The following is a 15,722-nucleotide window of genomic DNA, read 5'->3' on the forward strand; positions in this document are numbered from 1 at the left end:
ACCGCCGTAACACCAGCGGCTCCACCTGGAGAAGCGAATAGTGGTTAGCGAGTAGCGAGTAAAAATAAGATCGGCTTCTATTCGCTATTCGCTATTCGCTATTCACTCAATTACTTCTTCTTGCCGGCGATTGCCTTGGCGGGGCCCTTGCGGGTGCGCGCATTGGTGTGCGTGCGCTGGCCGCGGACCGGAAGCGAACGACGGTGACGCAGGCCGCGGTAGCAGCCCAGATCCATCAGACGCTTGATGTTCATCGAAACTTCGCGGCGAAGATCACCCTCAACGCGCAGATCGCGGTCGATCGTCTCGCGGATGGCGAGGATCTCGGCATCGGTGAGCTCGCTGACGCGACGCTCAGCCGGAATGTTCACCTGCTTCACGATATCCCCAGCGGTCTTCGGACCGATGCCGTGGATGTACTGAAGCGCAATCACGACGCGCTTGTTGGTCGGAATATTGACGCCTGCAATACGGGCCATCTTCTTCTCCATGTGAGCCGGTCTCCCGGCGCTTCGTTTACCCGCGTCCGGTGGAGGCCGGCCCTTGCGGGAGATGATTGTTCCTACAAACAAGAAGGCCGAGCCTGATGGCCCGACCAACGATTCGTTCGATCAGGAGACCGAGTGGCATTAATCGATAAACACCACACAGTCAAGCGCTGCCGGAGAAAGCGCAGGTTCAAAGCGAAGCGAGAACCTGCTCGATCTCCACTGTCACCTCGTCGATCGACTTCATTCCATCGACCCGCCGCAGGAAACCCTTGGCATGGTAATAGCCGATGAGCGCTGCAGTCTTCTTGTAATATTCGCGCAATCGCTCGTCGAAGACCGCCGCATTGTCATCCTTGCGCGGTGCCTGACCGGCAGCTATGGCATCCTGCGCGCGCTTTTCGATGCGCCCCACCAAAGCGGCGTCATCGACAACCAGCTCAATCGTCGCGTCAAGCTTGACCTCACGTTCAGCCAGCATCGCCTCAACGGCATCAGCCTGTGCAAGGGTGCGTGGATATCCGTCGAGAATAAAACCGTTCGAGCAATCCGGCTGATCAATTCGCTCCGCCACGATTGCGTTCACGATCTCGTCGGACACCAGCTCCCCGGCATCCATCACCGCTTTCGCGCGTTTGCCAACTTCCGTTCCGGCCGCAACCGCGGCCCGCAACATGTCACCTGTGGAGAGTTGCGGAACGCCGTGCTTCTCGACCAGCCGCTGGGCCTGCGTGCCCTTACCCGCTCCCGGCGGTCCAAGAAGTATAAGCCTCATCGTCCCCTCTTACCCCCACGCAATTTGGATTTCTTGATCAGCCCTTCGTACTGATGGGCAATGAGATGTCCCTGCATCTGGGCAACCGTGTCGAGCGTAACGCTCACCACGATCAGAAGCGACGTGCCGCCAAGATAGAAGGGAACGCCGGTAGCCGAAATCAGGAACTCAGGCAGAAGGCAGATCAAGACAAGATAAATGGCACCGATAACGGTGATACGCGTCAACACATAGTCGATATATTCAGCCGTGCGCTCACCGGGACGATAGCCCGGAATGAAGCCCGAATGCTTCTTCAACTGATCGGCTGTGTCCTTTGGATTGAACACGATGGCCGTATAAAAGAACGCGAAGAAAGCAATGAGCGCAGCATAGAGGAACATGAACAGCGGCTGACCGTGACCGAGCGAGGCCAGCATGGTAGATGCCCAGCCAGGGAGCTGTGTCGTATCGGAAAAACCGGCGACAGTCGCAGGCAGCAGGAGCAGCGACGACGCGAAGATCGGCGGGATAACGCCAGCGGTGTTGAGCTTGAGCGGCAGGTGCGAGGTATCGCCCTGGAACATGCGGTTGCCGACCTGGCGCTTGGGGTACTGGATCAGCAGGCGGCGCTGGGCGCGTTCGAAAAACACGATCACGGCAATGACCGCCACAACCAGAACGATGATCGCGAGGATCAGGCCGGTCGACAGAGCGCCGGTGCGACCAAGCTCAAGCGTACCGCCAATGGCCGAAGGCAGACCAGCGACAATACCGGAGAAAATGATGAGCGAGATGCCGTTGCCGATGCCACGAGCGGTGATCTGCTCGCCAAGCCACATCAGGAACATGGTGCCGCCAACCAGCGTGATGACGGCCGAAATACGGAAGAACCAGCCCGGATCGGCAACAATGTTCGCGCCGCCCTCCAGCCCCACGGCGATGCCATAGGCCTGAACTGTCGCAAGAATGACAGTGCCATAACGGGTATACTGGTTGATGACCTTGCGGCCCTGCTCGCCTTCCTTCTTGAGCTGTTCAAGCGACGGAACGACCGACGTCATGAGCTGCATGATGATGGAGGCGGAAATGTAAGGCATGATGCCGAGGGCGAAAATCGCCATACGCTCTACCGCGCCGCCGGCAAACATGTTGAACATGCCCAGCACGCCGCCAGACTGCTGCTGGAAGGCCTGAGCAAAAGCATCAGGATTGATGCCCGGCATCGGGATGTAGGTACCAAGTCGGTACACCAGCAACGCGCCGAGCGTGAACCAGATGCGCTTCTTGAGATCCTCGGCCTTCGCGAAGGCCGCGAAATTGAGATTGGACGCAAGCTGTTCCGCTGCCGATGCCATGAAGTATTCTCCGCTTCGTCGTGCCCCTCGCAGATATCCGAATCGACACGGGCGCACGTTGTCGAAAACCCGAAATAGGGTCTGACAGGCATAGATGCAAGCGGCGGACAATCGCCCGCCGCTTGTGGATCAGATTACTCGGCCTTGGCCGCTGCTTCGAGCAGCTTGACCGTTCCGCCGGCCTTCTCGATCTTTTCGACGGCGGCTTTGGAGGCGCCGGCAACTTCGAGCGTAACCTTTGTCTTCAGTTCACCGTCGCTGAGGACGCGAACACCATCCTTCGCGCGGCGAAGAACACCGGCAGCCACAAGCGCAGCCACATCGATGACGGCTTTGCCGTCAAGCTTCTTGGCGTCGATCGCGGCCTGGATGCGGCCGAGCGACACTTCATTGAAGTCGTTGCCGAAGATGTTCTTGAAGCCGCGCTTGGGCAGGCGCCGATAGAGCGGCATCTGACCACCCTCGAAGCCGTTGATTGACACGCCTGAGCGTGACTTCTGGCCCTTTACGCCGCGACCACCGGTCTTGCCGGTACCCGAACCGATGCCACGCCCTACGCGCTTGCGCGACTTGGTGGCGCCTTCTTTATCCCTGAGTTCATTCAGTTTCATAATATCGCTCCTGGGATCCTCAGGCCTCGTCCACGACGCGGACGAGATGCTGCACCGACGCGATCATACCGCGCACGGACGGTGTGTCCTCGAGCGTGGAACGGCGGTGCATCTTGTTCAAACCAAGGCCGATCAGCGTCTGACGCTGGCTGGCCGGGCGGCGAATCGGGCTGCCGATCTGTTCAACGGTGACCGTCTTGCCCTTCTTCTTCTCTGCCATTTTCATCAATCCTTGCAAACCTGGCGATCAAAGCCCGTCAGTAAACGGGCCGACCTGCCGTGATCCTTATTCCTCGCTGCCTGCAGCAGCGCCGCGGCGCTGCTGGAGCGTGGAATATTTAATGCCGCGCTGGGCAGCAACGTCCTTGGGATGCAACTGATGCTTCAGGGCATCGAAAGTGGCACGAACCATGTTGTAGGGGTTCGAGGAACCGAGCGATTTGGCCACCACGTCCTGAACGCCGAGGGTCTCGAACACAGCACGCATCGGACCACCGGCGATGATGCCGGTACCGGGCTTGGCGGCACGCAGGAGAACACGACCGGCGCCATGACGGCCCGAAACATCGTGATGCAGCGTACGGCCCCCGCGCAGCGGAACGAAAACCATGTCGCGCTTGGCACTTTCGGTCGCCTTGCGGATGGCCTCCGGCACCTCACGGGCCTTGCCATGACCGAAGCCGACGCGGCCCTTCTGGTCGCCGACCACGACGAGTGCGGCGAAACCGAAACGACGGCCGCCCTTCACCACCTTGGCGACGCGATTGATATGTACAAGCTTGTCGACGAATTCGCTATCGCGCTCTTCGCGGTCGCGACGATCGTCCCTACGTCCTTGTGCCATTGCCCTTTTCCTTGTTCTTTTCCGGAAGCACGGGGTTGAAAATGATAATCCGGGCGCTCCGTTTAGAAGCGCCCGAACAGTTTAGAACTTCAGACCACCCTCACGGGCGGCATCGGCAAGAGCCTTGACGCGACCGTGGAAGAGGTAAGGACCGCGGTCAAAGACCACTTCCTCTACGCCTGCCTTCTTGGCCCGCTCTGCAACCAGCTTGCCAACGGCTGCAGCAGCAGCGGAATCGGCGCCGGTCTTGATCTGGCCTTTGAGATCCTTGTCGAGGGTCGAAGCAGCCGCGAGCGTATGGCCCTTGGCGTCGTCGATAACCTGAACGTAGATGTTCTTGGAGGAACGGTAGACCGAAAGACGGGGCTGGCCATTGGAGACCGCCTTGATCTTCCGGCGAACACGTCCCGCACGCCGCTTGACGGAGACTTTCGAGACCATGGTTCGAGTTCCTACTTCTTCTTGCCTTCTTTGCGAACGATCGTCTCGTCCGCATATTTGACGCCCTTGCCCTTATACGGCTCGGGGCCACGCTTCTTGCGAATCTCGGCCGCAACCTGACCAACGACCTGCTTGTCGATGCCTGCGATCACGATCTCGGTCGGCTTCGGACAGCTGATGCTGATTCCGTCCGGAGCCTCGTAAATCACTTCGTGGCTGTAGCCAAGCGAAAGCTGCAGGTTTTTTCCCTGCATCGCGGCACGATAACCAACGCCGTTGATCTCAAGACGCTTTTCGAAACCATCCTTCACACCCTGAAGGATGTTTGCGATCTGCGTGCGCGACATACCCCATTTGGAGCGCGCGTCCTTGGACTGGTCGCGCGGGTCGACAGCGATCGCGTCATTCTCGAGCTTCACCAGAACCTCGTCGTTGACGACGAACTTCAGTTCACCCTTCGGCCCCTTGGCCGTCACGGTCTGGCCCTCGACCTGAGCAGTGACGCCCTGCGGAACCGGGACCGGCTTTTTGCCAATGCGAGACATTTGTCTGCCCTCGTTCTTTGCGTGTGCCTGCTGCCGGATCAGAAGATCTGGCAGAGCACCTCGCCGCCCACATTCTGTTCGCGCGCCTCATGATCGGCCATCACGCCCTTGGGCGTCGAAAGGATGGCGATACCAAGACCATTGGCGACCTGCGGGATGGATTTCACCGACACATACACGCGACGGCCCGGCTTCGAAACACGCGCTATCTCGCGGATCACGGAGCCACCTTCGGCGTATTTGAGTTCGATTTCGATCTCGGACTTGCCATTGTCGTAGTCGACCTGGCTGTAGTCGCGGATATACCCTTCGGCCTTGAGAACATCGAGCACACGGGCGCGCAGACGCGAAGCCGGGGTAGAAACCTTCGGCTTGTTACGGCCGATGGCGTTGCGGATACGGGTCAGCATATCGCCGAGCGGATCATTCACGGACATCGTTCTTACCCCTTACCAGCTCGACTTGACCAGGCCCGGGATCAACCCGTTATTGCCCAGTTCACGCAATGCAACACGCGACATCTTCAGCTTGCGATAATACGCACGCGGACGTCCGGTCACATCGCAGCGGTTGCGAATGCGAGTCTTGGACGAGTTGCGCGGGAGAGCAGCAAGCTTGAGCTGCGCCTGGAAGCGCTCCTCGATGGGCTTGGACTGATCCTTGACGATCGCCTTCAGCTCTGCGCGCTTGGCAGCGTAGCGATCGACCATCTTGCGTCGACGCTTGTTCTTTTCGACTGCGCTGACTTTTGCCATTTAAAGTGTCCTTCTTCTCGCCTGCCGTTACTGCCGGAACGGGAAGTTAAAGGCCTTGAGCAAGGCCCGCGCTTCGTCGTCGGTTTTTGCAGTCGTACAAACGATGATGTCCATTCCCCAGATCTGATCGACCTGATCGTAATTGATCTCGGGGAACACGATATGCTCCTTCAGGCCCATGGCGAAGTTGCCACGTCCGTCAAAGCTCTTCGGGTTCAGACCGCGGAAATCGCGGACGCGCGGTAGCGCGATCGTCACGAGGCGGTCCAGAAATTCATACATACGGTCCTTGCGGAGCGTCACCTTGGCGCCGAGCGGCATGCCCTCACGCACCTTGAAGCCGGCAATCGACTTCGAAGCACGCGTGATGACCGGCTTCTGACCGGCGATCTTGGCGAGATCCTCAGCAGCCGAGGTCGGCTTTTTGGAATCGCCCGTCGCCTCACCAACACCCATGTTGATGACGATCTTGTCGATGCGCGGCACCTGCATCTCATTGTCGTACTTGAAAGTATCGAGGAGTTCCTTGCGGATCACCTCATCATACTTCTTCTTCCAGCGCGGCTGGTACTGAGCATTAGCCATCGATCAATTCTCCAGAGCGCTTCGCCACGCGCACCTTCTTGCCGTCTTCCTGGACCTTGAAGCCAACGCGGGTCGGCTTGCCATCCTTCGGGTCGGCCAGCGCCAGGTTCGACAGGTGGATTGGCGCTTCCTTCGTAATGATACCGCCCTCTGCCTGGGCGGACTGCTTCTGATGGCGGCGAACCAGGTTGACACCGCGCACGAGCGCCTTGTCTTCCTTTGGCATCACCTTCACCACTTCGCCGGTACGGCCCTTGTCCTTGCCGGCGAGAACGACGACATTGTCGCCTTTTTTAATCTTCTGCATATCCCCGGCCTCCTAGAGCACTTCCGGCGCGAGTGAAATGATTTTCATGTGGTTTTTGGCGCGAAGCTCGCGCGGAACCGGTCCGAAAATACGCGTGCCAACGGGCTCTTTCTTGTTGTCGACGAGAACGGCTGCGTTCTTGTCGAAACGGATGACGCTGCCGTCAGCGCGGCGAATATCCTTCGCCGTACGCACAACAACCGCCTTCATCACGTCGCCCTTCTTCACGCGGCCGCGCGGGATCGCCTCTTTCACGGAGACGACAATGATGTCGCCCACGGAGGCATACTTCCGCTTCGAACCGCCAAGCACCTTGATGCACATGACACGACGGGCGCCGGAATTATCCGCCACATCGAGGTTTGTTTGCATCTGAATCATGACTGGCCGCCTTCTCGTTCAATGGAAAGCGGTTCAGATACTCCGCTTTCCGGCAATTTCAATGTTTATTGTGCCTGGGCGTCTTTAAGGACGACCCAATTCTTGTCCTTCGAAATCGGCGCGGTCTCCTGAATCATGACCACATCGCCGACCTTGCACGCATTCTCTTCGTCATGCGCCTTGTACTTCTTGGACATACGCACCGTCTTTTTCATCATCGGATGGGTAAAGCGACGCTCGACGCGGACGACAACAGTCTTGTCGTTCTTGTCGCTCACCACGGTGCCCTGCAAAACGCGCTTTGGCATGTTCGCTGTCCTCAGGCCTTGCTGCCGGCCGACTTCTCGGCCGCGATTGTCTTGATGCGCGCAATATCCCTACGGATTTCTTTCACGCGCGCGGTTTTTTCGAGCTGTCCGGTCGCTTTCTGGAAGCGGAGGTTGAACTGCTCTTTCTTGAGTTTTGTCAGCTCGTCAGTGAGCTGGTCCGGCGTCATCGCCCTGACATCAACAGCCTTCATAGCGTTCGCCTTTCCTACTCTGCAATACGCTGCACGAAGCGCGTCTTGACCGGCAGCTTTGCAGCGCCCAGACGCAGCGCTTCACGCGCAATGTCTGCACCAACGCCATCGATCTCAAACATGACGCGGCCGGGCTTAACACGGCAGGCCCAATAGTCAACGGAGCCTTTGCCCTTACCCATACGAACCTCGGTCGGTTTCGAAGTGACCGGGAGGTCCGGGAAAATGCGGATCCAGACGCGACCCTGACGCTTCATGTAGCGGGTGATCGCGCGGCGGGCCGCTTCAATCTGGCGCGCGGTAACGCGCTCCGGCTCGAGAGCCTTCAGACCGAAGGACCCGAAGTTGAGTTCCGTGCCGCCCTTGGCAGCGCCGTGGATACGGCCCTTGAACTGCTTGCGGAACTTTGTGCGCTTTGGTTGCAGCATCGTTCTCTACTCCAAAATTCCTAAGCGTTCTCGCGACGCCGGTTGCTGCTACCGCCCTGGTCACCCTCGGTGGCACGGCGTTCGGAAGCCATCGGGTCATGTTCGAGGATCTCGCCTTTGAACACCCAGACTTTCACACCGCAAATGCCATAAGCGGTCTTTGCTTCGGCCGTGCCGTAGTCGACATCGGCGCGCAGCGTGTGCAGCGGAACACGGCCCTCGCGGTACCATTCCATACGGGCGATTTCCGCACCGCCGAGACGACCCGCACAATTGATGCGGATACCCTCGGCACCGAGACGCATGGCCGACTGAACGGCACGCTTCATGGCGCGGCGGAACGCAACGCGGCGCTCCAGCTGCTGAGCGATCGACTGAGCGATCAGTGTGGCATCGATCTCCGGCTTGCGGACCTCGACGATGTTCAGATGCGTTTCCGCATTCGTCATCTGCGAGACCTTGCGGCGAAGCTTCTCGATGTCCGCACCCTTCTTGCCGATGATAAGGCCCGGACGCGCAGAGTGAATGGTCACGCGGCACTTCTTGTGGGGACGCTCGATCACGACCTTCGAGATGGCAGCCTGCTTGAGCTCCTTCTCGATATAGTTACGGATCTTGAAATCCTCGTGCAGAAGATCGCCGTATTCGCGATCATTGGCGTACCAACGAGAGTCCCACGTGCGGTTGATACCGAGACGGAACCCGATCGGATTAATTTTCTGACCCATCAGGCGGCCTCCACTTTCTCTTCCACTTCACGCACGACAATCGTCAGATGCGAAAATGGCTTCTCGATGCGGCTGGCGCGGCCACGGCCACGCGCATGGAACCGCTTCATCACGATCGACTTGCCGACATGGGCTTCGGCCACGACCAGCGCATCCACGTCCAGGTCGTGATTGTTTTCCGCATTCGCAATTGCCGATTCCAGCGTCTTCTTGACAGTCTCGGCGATCCGCTTGCGCGAAAACTCCAGGTCGGCGAGCGCGGTCGCCACCTTCTTGCCGCGGATCATCGCAGCAACGAGGTTCAGCTTCTGCGGGCTGACGCGGATCGTGCGCAATACGGCACGGGCCTCATTGTCAGCAAGCCTGCGCGGCGCTTTGGCCTTGCCCATTGTTATTTCCTCTTTGCCTTCTTGTCCGCCCCATGGCCGTAATAGGTGCGGGTCGGAGCAAATTCACCAAACTTGTGACCGACCATCTCCTCGGAGACGGAAACGGGAATGTGTTTCTGGCCGTTGTAAACACCGAAGGTCAAACCCACGAACTGGGGCAGAATGGTGGAGCGACGGCTCCACATCTTGATGACCTCGTTACGGCCGCTATCGCGCACCTTCTCGGCCTTCTTCAGAAGATAGCCGTCGACGAAGGGGCCTTTCCAGACTGAACGGGACACTTGCCGCTACCTTTCCTTAGCTCTTGCGCTTGTGGCGCGAGCGCATGATGAACTTGTCGGTCGACTTGTTCGACCGGGTCTTCATGCCCTTTGTGGGTTTGCCCCAGGGCGACACAGGGTGACGGCCACCGGAGGTACGGCCCTCACCACCACCATGGGGGTGATCGACCGGGTTCATGACGACACCGCGGTTGTGCGGGCGTTTGCCCATCCAGCGCTTACGACCGGCCTTGCCCAGGCTGACATTGCCATGGTCCGGGTTGGACACGGCGCCGACGGTTGCAAAGCAGCGACCAGAGACCAGGCGTTGTTCGCCCGAATTAAGGCGAAGGATCGCCATGCCCTGATCACGACCGACGAGCTGAACATAAGCGCCGGCAGAGCGTGCAATCTGTCCGCCCTTTTCGGGCTTCATCTCGACGTTGTGCACGATCGTGCCGATCGGCATTGCCGAAAGAGGCATCGCATTGCCCGGCTTTACGTCGACCGCCTTGTCGCTGGCGATGATCTTGTCGCCGGCAGCCAGGCGCTGCGGAGCCAGAATATAAGACAGCTCGCCATCTTCGTAACGCACCAGCGCGATGAACGCGGTACGGTTCGGATCGTACTCGATACGCTCCACCGTCGCCGAGATATCAAGCTTACGACGCTTGAAGTCGATCAGACGATAAGTGCGCTTGTGACCGCCGCCCTGGAAACGAGCGGTGATGCGACCCGTGTTGTTGCGGCCGCCCTTGCCCGTCAGACCCTGGGTCAGGCCCTTCACGGGCTTGCCCTTGTGAAGGCCGGAGCGGTCAACGATGACCAGCTGGCGCTGGCCTGGGGTTACCGGTTTAAACTTCTTCAGTGCCATTGTCTCTTCCTCGCCGCCCGATTAGAGGCCAGTCGCGATGTCGATGGAATGACCTTCGGCCAGCGTGACGATCGCTTTCTTCACGTCGCTCTGGCGGCCAATCGTTCCGCGAAAACGCTTCACCTTGCCCTTGCGAACAAGCGTGTTGACACCGGTCACCTTGACGCCGAAGAGCGCCTCGACAGCAGCCTTGATTTCCGGCTTCGTCGCCTTGCGGTCCACATTGAAGACCACCTGGTTGTTTTCCGACGCCATTGTCGATTTCTCGGTGATCGCCGGGCTGACGATCACGTCATAGTGGCGAAGCTCCGTCATTTGAAACGCTCCTCAAGGGCCTCGACGGCGGCCTTGGAAAGGACCAGCGTGCCGCGGCGCAGAATGTCGTAAACATTGATGCCCTGCACCGGCAGAACGTCGATGTTGGCGATGTTTTGAGCAGCACGCTTGAAGCCGGCATCGACTTCCGCGCCGCCGATCAGCAGAGCGTTGCTCAGGCCGAGCTTGGCGAAGCTCTCCACCAGGGACTTCGTCTTGCCGTCAGCGAGGGCCAGATCATCGATAATGATAAGGCTGGAGTCCTTCACCTTGGCCGACAGAGCGTGCTTCAGACCGAGCGCACGGACCTTCTTGGGAAGATCGTGGCTATGGTCGCGAACGACCGGGCCATGAGCACGGCCACCGCCGCGGAACTGCGGTACACGAGCCGACGAGTGACGGGCGCGGCCCGTACCTTTCTGGCGGTACATCTTTGCACCGGTACGCGCAATCTCGGAGCGTCCCTTGGTCTTGTGCGTGCCCTGCTGCTTCTTGGCGAGCTGCCAGCGCACGACGCGGTGCAGGATATCTTCGCGGGGATCAAGTCCGAAAATCTCGTCGGAGATCTTCAGCTTCCCGGCATCCTTGCCTGCGAGGGTCGTAACTTTAATGTCCATTATTCAGCCCCCTCAGTGGCGGCAGCTTCTTCAGCCTTTGCAGCGCCATTGCTACGGATAGCGGCCGGCATCGGCACGTTGTCTGGCAGCGGAGCCTTGACGGCGTCGCGCACTGTAATCCAGGCGCCCTTGGAACCGGGAACGGCACCGCGAACGAGGATAAGACCGCGCTCGGTATCCGTGGACACGATTTCCAGGTTCTGCGTGGTCACGCGGTGCGCGCCCATGTGTCCGGCCATCTTCTTGCCCTTGAACACCTTGCCGGGATCCTGGCGCTGACCGGTTGAACCATGCGAGCGGTGCGAGACCGAGTTACCATGGGTTGCACGGCCGCCACCGAAATTGTGACGCTTCATGACACCCTGGAAGCCCTTACCGATCGAGGTGCCCGTCACATCGACCTTCTGGCCGGGGACGAAATGCTCGACCGTGATCTCTGCGCCGACATCCAGAAGGTTGTCGGGCGACACACGAAATTCGGCCACCTTGGCCTTCGGCTCGACGGAAGCGGTCGCGAAATGGCCGCGCAACGCTTTCGACGTGTTCTTCACCTTGGCCAGTCCAACGCCAAGCTGAACAGCCGTGTAGCCGTTCTTCTCCTCGGTACGCTGCGCAACGACCTGACAGTTCTCCATGCGCAGAACCGTCACGGGCACATGCTCGCCCGCTTCGTTGTAGACGCGTGTCATACCGATCTTTTGTGCGATAACACCTGAACGCATCGGTTCGATTTCCTTTCGGGGTTCCCAGCCCCTCACCCGCTTTCACGGTCAGAGGCTCGGGTTCCTGACTTTTTGTCTTGCGCCCTAGAGCTTGATCTCGACATCCACACCAGCAGCGAGGTCGAGCTTCATCAGCGCGTCGACCGTCTGCGGCGTCGGATCGACAATATCGAGCAGCCGCTTGTGGGTGCGCATCTCGAACTGCTCGCGGCTCTTCTTGTCGATATGAGGAGACCGGTTAACAGTAAACTTCTCGATGCGCGTGGGCAGCGGCACCGGGCCGCGCACGTTCGCGCCCGTGCGTTTTGCCGTAGACACGATTTCCCGCGTCGAGGCATCAAGAACGCGATGATCAAACGCCTTGAGGCGGATACGGATATTCTGTCCGTTCATGTGTCACTTCCTTGTTCCGCTGCGACGCGGGTAACCGCGCCGCGCCGGAAGGTTGCCGTTCTTACTCAGTGATCGATGCGACGATGCCGGCACCGACGGTGCGGCCGCCTTCACGGATAGCGAAGCGCAGCTTCTCTTCCATGGCGATCGGCACGATCAGCTCGACGTCGACCGTCACATTGTCGCCCGGCATCACCATTTCCGTGCCTTCCGGAAGGTGAACGATGCCCGTCACGTCCGTCGTACGGAAGTAGAACTGCGGGCGGTAGTTCGTGAAGAACGGCGTATGACGGCCGCCCTCTTCCTTCGTCAGRATGTAGGCTTCTGCCTTGAACTTCGTGTGCGGCGTCACCGAACCGGGCTTGGCCAGAACCTGACCGCGCTCAACRCCCTCACGCTCGACACCGCGCAGAAGCGCACCGATGTTGTCGCCGGCCTGACCCTGGTCGAGAAGCTTGCGGAACATCTCAACGCCCGTGCAGGTCGTCTTCGTCGTCGGACGGATGCCGACGATCTCGATTTCCTCACCAACCTTGATGATGCCGCGCTCGACGCGACCCGTCACAACCGTGCCGCGGCCCGAAATCGAGAACACGTCCTCGATCGGCATCAGGAACGGCTGGTCAACCGGACGCTCGGGCGTCGGAATGTAGGCGTCAACCTCGGCCATCAGCTTGCGGATCGCGTCCTCGCCGATCTCCTTGTTGGAGTCTTCAAGAGCAGCAAGCGCCGAACCCTTCACGATCGGAATGTCGTCGCCCGGGAAGTCGTAGGACGAAAGAAGCTCGCGAACCTCGAGCTCAACAAGCTCCAGAAGCTCCTCATCGTCAACCTGGTCCACCTTGTTCAGGAAAACCACGATCGCCGGAACGCCAACCTGGCGGGCAAGAAGAATGTGCTCGCGCGTCTGCGGCATCGGGCCATCGGCTGCCGAAACAACCAGGATCGCGCCGTCCATCTGWGCCGCACCCGTGATCATGTTCTTCACATAGTCGGCGTGGCCGGGGCAGTCCACGTGCGCGTAGTGACGCGCATCCGTCTCATACTCCACATGCGCCGTCGAAATCGTGATCCCGCGCGCCTTCTCTTCCGGTGCGCCATCAATCTGGTCATAGGCGCGGAACTCGCCGAAATACTTCGTGATCGCTGCCGTCAATGACGTCTTGCCGTGGTCAACGTGACCAATCGTGCCGATGTTCACATGCGGCTTCGTACGCTCAAATTTACCTTTGGCCATGTGAGCTCTCCATTCCTTGTGCCCGTTCGGGCTCTTTCAACTGTCGATAATCCGTAACGAACGTGTCTGAGCGGATTACGCGTATTTCTTCTGGATCTCCTGCGCCACCGCGCTGGGAACCGGCTCGTAGTGATCGAACTGCATCGTGTACTGGGCGCGGCCCTGAGACATCGAACGCAGCGTATCGACGTATTTGAACATGTTGGCCAGCGGCACCATGGCGTTGATAACCGTGGCGATACCGCGTGCTTCCTGACCCTGAATCTGGCCACGACGCCCGTTCAGGTCACCAATGATGCTGCCCACATACTCTTCCGGCGTCACGACTTCGACCTTCATGATCGGCTCGAGCAGCTGAGCGCCAGCTTTCTGGGCGCCTTCACGGAATGCCGCGCGAGCGGCGATTTCGAAGGCGAGAACCGAGGAGTCAACGTCGTGATAGGCACCATCGATCAGCGTGGCTTTCACGCCGAGCATCGGGAAGCCTGCAACCGGACCGGAAGAAAGAACGCTCTCGATGCCCTTCTGGACGCCGGGAATGTATTCCTTCGGGACCGAACCGCCGACGATCTTGGATTCGAACTCGAATTCCTCGCTCTCGGTGTTCGGCGCGAACACGATCTTGACGCGGGCGAACTGACCCGAACCACCGGACTGCTTCTTGTGCGTGTAGTCGATTTCGGCTTCGCGGGTGATCGTCTCGCGGTATGCAACCTGCGGAGCGCCCACATTGGCCTCAACCTTGAATTCACGCTTCAGGCGGTCGACGATGATGTCGAGGTGAAGCTCGCCCATGCCGGCGATAATGGTCTGACCGGATTCCTCGTCGGACTTGACGCGGAAGGACGGATCCTCGGCTGCCAGACGATTGAGCGCGAGGCCCATCTTTTCCTGGTCGCCCTTGGTCTTCGGCTCGATGGCGATCTGGATCACCGGATCCGGGAACTCCATGCGCTCAAGAATGACCGGCTTGGTCGGGTCGCAAAGCGTGTCACCCGTCGTGGTCTCCTTGAGGCCAGCCAGAGCAACGATGTCGCCGGCATAAGCCACTTCCAGATCGGAACGCGAATTGGAATGCATCTGCAGCATACGGCCAATACGCTCGCGCTTGTCCTTCACCGTGTTGGCGAGTGACGCACCCTTGTTCAGCACACCCGAATAGATGCGGCAGAAGGTAAGCGAACCGACGAACGGATCGTTCATGATCTTGAAGGCCAGCATGGAGACAGGCTCTTCGTCAGACGACTTGCGAGCAATCTCTGCTTCGGTCTTGGGGTCGATGCCCTTGATCGACGGTACGTCCATCGGAGACGGCAGGAAGTCGACGACGGCGTCGAGCAGCGGCTGCACACCCTTGTTCTTGAAGGCAGAGCCACAGAACATCGGGAAGAACTTGACCTCGATCGTGCCCTTGCGGATCAGCTTGCGGATCTCGTCATTCGACGGCATCTCGCCTTCGAGGTAACGCTCCATCGCGGCTTCGTCCATCTCGACAGCCGCCTCGATGAGAGCCTCGCGATACTCCTCCGCCTTCTCCTGAAGATCGGCAGGAATGTCGACCACGTCCCAGGCAGCGCCGAGGTTTTCGGACTGCCAGACAAGCGCCTTCATCTCGATGAGGTCCACGACACCGGCAAAATCGTTCTCGGCGCCAATCGGGAGCTGCATCACGACAGCCTGCGCACCAAGACGGGTCTTGACCATCTCCGCCGAACGGTAGAAGTCGGCGCCGATCTTGTCCATCTTGTTACAGAAGATCATGCGCGGCACGCGATACTTGTCAGCCTGACGCCAAACGGTTTCCGTCTGCGGCTCCACACCGGCATTTGCATCGAGCAGCGCAACGGCGCCGTCGAGAACGCGCAGCGAACGCTCAACCTCAATGGTGAAGTCGACGTGCCCGGGCGTGTCGATGATATTGAAGCGGCGCTTCTTGCCGTCACGGCCTTCCCAGAAGGTGGTCGTGGCAGCAGACGTGATCGTAATCCCGCGCTCCTGCTCCTGCTCCATCCAGTCCATCGTCGCAGCGCCGTCATGCACTTCGCCGATCTTGTGAGACTTGCCGGTGTAGAAAAGAATGCGCTCGGTCGTCGTCGTCTTGCCGGCGTCGATATGCGCCATGATACCGAAGTTGCGGTAGTCTTCGAGCTTATATTCGCGGGACATCGTC

General features: G+C 59.4%; 26 protein-coding genes. All 26 read right to left on the reverse strand.

Annotated features, from left to right (window positions below):
- Window positions 1-110: 110 nt before the first annotated feature.
- Entirely contained in the window at window positions 111-479 is a 369-nt protein-coding gene (gene rpsM / locus HF949_RS12540) for a 30S ribosomal protein S13 (protein ID WP_292900164.1), read from the reverse strand.
- Between the two features lie 199 nt (window positions 480-678).
- Window positions 679-1,263 (reverse strand): adenylate kinase, encoded by a 585-nt coding sequence (locus HF949_RS12545; RefSeq protein WP_292895751.1) that lies wholly within the window; start codon window positions 1,261-1,263, stop codon window positions 679-681.
- The gene (gene secY / locus HF949_RS12550; RefSeq protein WP_229446823.1) at window positions 1,260-2,600 is read right to left on the reverse strand and encodes a preprotein translocase subunit SecY; all 1,341 of its coding nucleotides are present in this window, start codon (window positions 2,598-2,600) and stop codon (window positions 1,260-1,262) included. Before secY ends, HF949_RS12545 begins: the two co-directional genes overlap by 4 nt.
- Window positions 2,601-2,734: 134 nt before the next feature.
- Window positions 2,735-3,211 (reverse strand): 50S ribosomal protein L15, encoded by a 477-nt coding sequence (rplO, locus tag HF949_RS12555; protein ID WP_292895752.1) that lies wholly within the window; start codon window positions 3,209-3,211, stop codon window positions 2,735-2,737.
- A gap of 19 nt (window positions 3,212-3,230) precedes the next feature.
- Window positions 3,231-3,431: a 50S ribosomal protein L30 gene (gene rpmD / locus HF949_RS12560; RefSeq protein ID WP_007009532.1), complete on the reverse strand. Its 201-nt coding sequence runs from the start codon at window positions 3,429-3,431 to the stop codon at window positions 3,231-3,233.
- 66 nt (window positions 3,432-3,497) lie between these two features.
- Window positions 3,498-4,055 (reverse strand): 30S ribosomal protein S5, encoded by a 558-nt coding sequence (gene rpsE / locus HF949_RS12565; RefSeq protein ID WP_292895753.1) that lies wholly within the window; start codon window positions 4,053-4,055, stop codon window positions 3,498-3,500.
- An 81-nt stretch (window positions 4,056-4,136) separates the two neighbouring features.
- Window positions 4,137-4,496 (reverse strand): 50S ribosomal protein L18, encoded by a 360-nt coding sequence (rplR, locus tag HF949_RS12570; RefSeq protein WP_007009530.1) that lies wholly within the window; start codon window positions 4,494-4,496, stop codon window positions 4,137-4,139.
- An 11-nt stretch (window positions 4,497-4,507) separates the two neighbouring features.
- Window positions 4,508-5,041 carry a 50S ribosomal protein L6 gene (rplF, locus tag HF949_RS12575; RefSeq protein ID WP_292895754.1) on the reverse strand — a complete coding sequence of 178 codons (534 nt, stop codon included), beginning with the start codon at window positions 5,039-5,041 and terminating at the stop codon, window positions 4,508-4,510.
- A 38-nt stretch (window positions 5,042-5,079) separates the two neighbouring features.
- The gene (gene rpsH, locus HF949_RS12580) at window positions 5,080-5,478 is read right to left on the reverse strand and encodes a 30S ribosomal protein S8 (RefSeq protein WP_229446819.1); all 399 of its coding nucleotides are present in this window, start codon (window positions 5,476-5,478) and stop codon (window positions 5,080-5,082) included.
- 12 nt (window positions 5,479-5,490) lie between these two features.
- A complete protein-coding gene (gene rpsN / locus HF949_RS12585; protein ID WP_007009526.1) occupies window positions 5,491-5,796 on the reverse strand; it encodes a 30S ribosomal protein S14 in 306 nt (101 codons plus the stop codon).
- A 27-nt stretch (window positions 5,797-5,823) separates the two neighbouring features.
- Window positions 5,824-6,381: a 50S ribosomal protein L5 gene (gene rplE / locus HF949_RS12590; protein WP_065815256.1), complete on the reverse strand. Its 558-nt coding sequence runs from the start codon at window positions 6,379-6,381 to the stop codon at window positions 5,824-5,826.
- Window positions 6,374-6,688: a 50S ribosomal protein L24 gene (rplX, locus tag HF949_RS12595; protein ID WP_007009524.1), complete on the reverse strand. Its 315-nt coding sequence runs from the start codon at window positions 6,686-6,688 to the stop codon at window positions 6,374-6,376. The genes rplE and rplX overlap by 8 nt, the downstream gene beginning before the upstream one ends.
- Before the next feature lie 12 nt (window positions 6,689-6,700).
- Window positions 6,701-7,069: a 50S ribosomal protein L14 gene (gene rplN / locus HF949_RS12600; RefSeq protein WP_007009523.1), complete on the reverse strand. Its 369-nt coding sequence runs from the start codon at window positions 7,067-7,069 to the stop codon at window positions 6,701-6,703.
- A 65-nt stretch (window positions 7,070-7,134) separates the two neighbouring features.
- Window positions 7,135-7,377 (reverse strand): 30S ribosomal protein S17, encoded by a 243-nt coding sequence (gene rpsQ / locus HF949_RS12605; protein WP_223020755.1) that lies wholly within the window; start codon window positions 7,375-7,377, stop codon window positions 7,135-7,137.
- Between the two features lie 11 nt (window positions 7,378-7,388).
- Complete coding sequence (gene rpmC / locus HF949_RS12610; RefSeq protein ID WP_007009521.1) at window positions 7,389-7,589, reverse strand: 50S ribosomal protein L29; 201 nt, start codon at window positions 7,587-7,589, stop codon at window positions 7,389-7,391.
- A gap of 14 nt (window positions 7,590-7,603) precedes the next feature.
- Window positions 7,604-8,017: a 50S ribosomal protein L16 gene (gene rplP, locus HF949_RS12615; protein ID WP_007009520.1), complete on the reverse strand. Its 414-nt coding sequence runs from the start codon at window positions 8,015-8,017 to the stop codon at window positions 7,604-7,606.
- A gap of 20 nt (window positions 8,018-8,037) precedes the next feature.
- Complete coding sequence (gene rpsC, locus HF949_RS12620) at window positions 8,038-8,745, reverse strand: 30S ribosomal protein S3 (protein WP_292895757.1); 708 nt, start codon at window positions 8,743-8,745, stop codon at window positions 8,038-8,040.
- Window positions 8,745-9,134, reverse strand: a complete 390-nt coding sequence (gene rplV / locus HF949_RS12625; RefSeq protein ID WP_007009518.1) for a 50S ribosomal protein L22 — start codon at window positions 9,132-9,134, stop codon at window positions 8,745-8,747. Before rplV ends, rpsC begins: the two co-directional genes overlap by 1 nt.
- A 2-nt stretch (window positions 9,135-9,136) precedes the next feature.
- Window positions 9,137-9,415: a 30S ribosomal protein S19 gene (gene rpsS, locus HF949_RS12630; protein ID WP_009452531.1), complete on the reverse strand. Its 279-nt coding sequence runs from the start codon at window positions 9,413-9,415 to the stop codon at window positions 9,137-9,139.
- Between the two features lie 16 nt (window positions 9,416-9,431).
- The gene (rplB, locus tag HF949_RS12635; RefSeq protein WP_292895762.1) at window positions 9,432-10,268 is read right to left on the reverse strand and encodes a 50S ribosomal protein L2; all 837 of its coding nucleotides are present in this window, start codon (window positions 10,266-10,268) and stop codon (window positions 9,432-9,434) included.
- A gap of 21 nt (window positions 10,269-10,289) precedes the next feature.
- The gene (locus HF949_RS12640; protein ID WP_007009515.1) at window positions 10,290-10,583 is read right to left on the reverse strand and encodes a 50S ribosomal protein L23; all 294 of its coding nucleotides are present in this window, start codon (window positions 10,581-10,583) and stop codon (window positions 10,290-10,292) included.
- On the reverse strand, window positions 10,580-11,200 hold the full coding sequence (gene rplD / locus HF949_RS12645) for a 50S ribosomal protein L4 (protein WP_292895764.1): 621 nt from the start codon (window positions 11,198-11,200) through the stop codon (window positions 10,580-10,582). The genes HF949_RS12640 and rplD overlap by 4 nt, the downstream gene beginning before the upstream one ends.
- The gene (rplC, locus tag HF949_RS12650) at window positions 11,200-11,922 is read right to left on the reverse strand and encodes a 50S ribosomal protein L3 (RefSeq protein WP_007009512.1); all 723 of its coding nucleotides are present in this window, start codon (window positions 11,920-11,922) and stop codon (window positions 11,200-11,202) included. Before rplC ends, rplD begins: the two co-directional genes overlap by 1 nt.
- 84 nt (window positions 11,923-12,006) lie before the next feature.
- Window positions 12,007-12,315: a 30S ribosomal protein S10 gene (rpsJ, locus tag HF949_RS12655; RefSeq protein ID WP_007009511.1), complete on the reverse strand. Its 309-nt coding sequence runs from the start codon at window positions 12,313-12,315 to the stop codon at window positions 12,007-12,009.
- A 61-nt stretch (window positions 12,316-12,376) separates the two neighbouring features.
- Window positions 12,377-13,552 carry an elongation factor Tu gene (gene tuf / locus HF949_RS12660; RefSeq protein WP_292895767.1) on the reverse strand — a complete coding sequence of 392 codons (1,176 nt, stop codon included), beginning with the start codon at window positions 13,550-13,552 and terminating at the stop codon, window positions 12,377-12,379.
- Between the two features lie 75 nt (window positions 13,553-13,627).
- Entirely contained in the window at window positions 13,628-15,718 is a 2,091-nt protein-coding gene (gene fusA / locus HF949_RS12665) for an elongation factor G (protein ID WP_292895769.1), read from the reverse strand.
- Window positions 15,719-15,722: the final 4 nt, after the last annotated feature.

The sequence above is a fragment of the Nitratireductor sp. genome (genome assembly GCF_017794765.1).
GTDB lineage: Bacteria > Pseudomonadota > Alphaproteobacteria > Rhizobiales > Rhizobiaceae > Nitratireductor.

What these genes read in the sequence shown, in the direction of transcription:
- rpsH (WP_229446819.1), bottom strand. Translation starts at nt 5,478, where the DNA reads ATGTCCGTGAATGATCCGCTCGGCGATATGCTGACCCGTATCCGCAAC.
- rplX (WP_007009524.1), bottom strand. Translation starts at nt 6,688, where the DNA reads ATGCAGAAGATTAAAAAAGGCGACAATGTCGTCGTTCTCGCCGGCAAG.
- rpsE (WP_292895753.1), bottom strand. Translation starts at nt 4,055, where the DNA reads ATGGCACAAGGACGTAGGGACGATCGTCGCGACCGCGAAGAGCGCGAT.
- rplF (WP_292895754.1), bottom strand. Translation starts at nt 5,041, where the DNA reads ATGTCTCGCATTGGCAAAAAGCCGGTCCCGGTTCCGCAGGGCGTCACT.
- rplC (WP_007009512.1), bottom strand. Translation starts at nt 11,922, where the DNA reads ATGCGTTCAGGTGTTATCGCACAAAAGATCGGTATGACACGCGTCTAC.
- rplE (WP_065815256.1), bottom strand. Translation starts at nt 6,381, where the DNA reads ATGGCTAATGCTCAGTACCAGCCGCGCTGGAAGAAGAAGTATGATGAG.
- rpsC (WP_292895757.1), bottom strand. Translation starts at nt 8,745, where the DNA reads ATGGGTCAGAAAATTAATCCGATCGGGTTCCGTCTCGGTATCAACCGC.
- rpmC (WP_007009521.1), bottom strand. Translation starts at nt 7,589, where the DNA reads ATGAAGGCTGTTGATGTCAGGGCGATGACGCCGGACCAGCTCACTGAC.
- rplV (WP_007009518.1), bottom strand. Translation starts at nt 9,134, where the DNA reads ATGGGCAAGGCCAAAGCGCCGCGCAGGCTTGCTGACAATGAGGCCCGT.
- rplN (WP_007009523.1), bottom strand. Translation starts at nt 7,069, where the DNA reads ATGATTCAGATGCAAACAAACCTCGATGTGGCGGATAATTCCGGCGCC.
- fusA (WP_292895769.1), bottom strand. Translation starts at nt 15,718, where the DNA reads ATGTCCCGCGAATATAAGCTCGAAGACTACCGCAACTTCGGTATCATG.
- rplO (WP_292895752.1), bottom strand. Translation starts at nt 3,211, where the DNA reads ATGAAACTGAATGAACTCAGGGATAAAGAAGGCGCCACCAAGTCGCGC.
- rplR (WP_007009530.1), bottom strand. Translation starts at nt 4,496, where the DNA reads ATGGTCTCGAAAGTCTCCGTCAAGCGGCGTGCGGGACGTGTTCGCCGG.
- rplD (WP_292895764.1), bottom strand. Translation starts at nt 11,200, where the DNA reads ATGGACATTAAAGTTACGACCCTCGCAGGCAAGGATGCCGGGAAGCTG.
- rpsJ (WP_007009511.1), bottom strand. Translation starts at nt 12,315, where the DNA reads ATGAACGGACAGAATATCCGTATCCGCCTCAAGGCGTTTGATCATCGC.
- HF949_RS12640 (WP_007009515.1), bottom strand. Translation starts at nt 10,583, where the DNA reads ATGACGGAGCTTCGCCACTATGACGTGATCGTCAGCCCGGCGATCACC.
- rplB (WP_292895762.1), bottom strand. Translation starts at nt 10,268, where the DNA reads ATGGCACTGAAGAAGTTTAAACCGGTAACCCCAGGCCAGCGCCAGCTG.
- rpmD (WP_007009532.1), bottom strand. Translation starts at nt 3,431, where the DNA reads ATGGCAGAGAAGAAGAAGGGCAAGACGGTCACCGTTGAACAGATCGGC.
- secY (WP_229446823.1), bottom strand. Translation starts at nt 2,600, where the DNA reads ATGGCATCGGCAGCGGAACAGCTTGCGTCCAATCTCAATTTCGCGGCC.
- HF949_RS12545 (WP_292895751.1), bottom strand. Translation starts at nt 1,263, where the DNA reads ATGAGGCTTATACTTCTTGGACCGCCGGGAGCGGGTAAGGGCACGCAG.
- rpsN (WP_007009526.1), bottom strand. Translation starts at nt 5,796, where the DNA reads ATGGCAAAAGTCAGCGCAGTCGAAAAGAACAAGCGTCGACGCAAGATG.
- rplP (WP_007009520.1), bottom strand. Translation starts at nt 8,017, where the DNA reads ATGCTGCAACCAAAGCGCACAAAGTTCCGCAAGCAGTTCAAGGGCCGT.
- rpsQ (WP_223020755.1), bottom strand. Translation starts at nt 7,377, where the DNA reads ATGCCAAAGCGCGTTTTGCAGGGCACCGTGGTGAGCGACAAGAACGAC.
- rpsM (WP_292900164.1), bottom strand. Translation starts at nt 479, where the DNA reads ATGGCCCGTATTGCAGGCGTCAATATTCCGACCAACAAGCGCGTCGTG.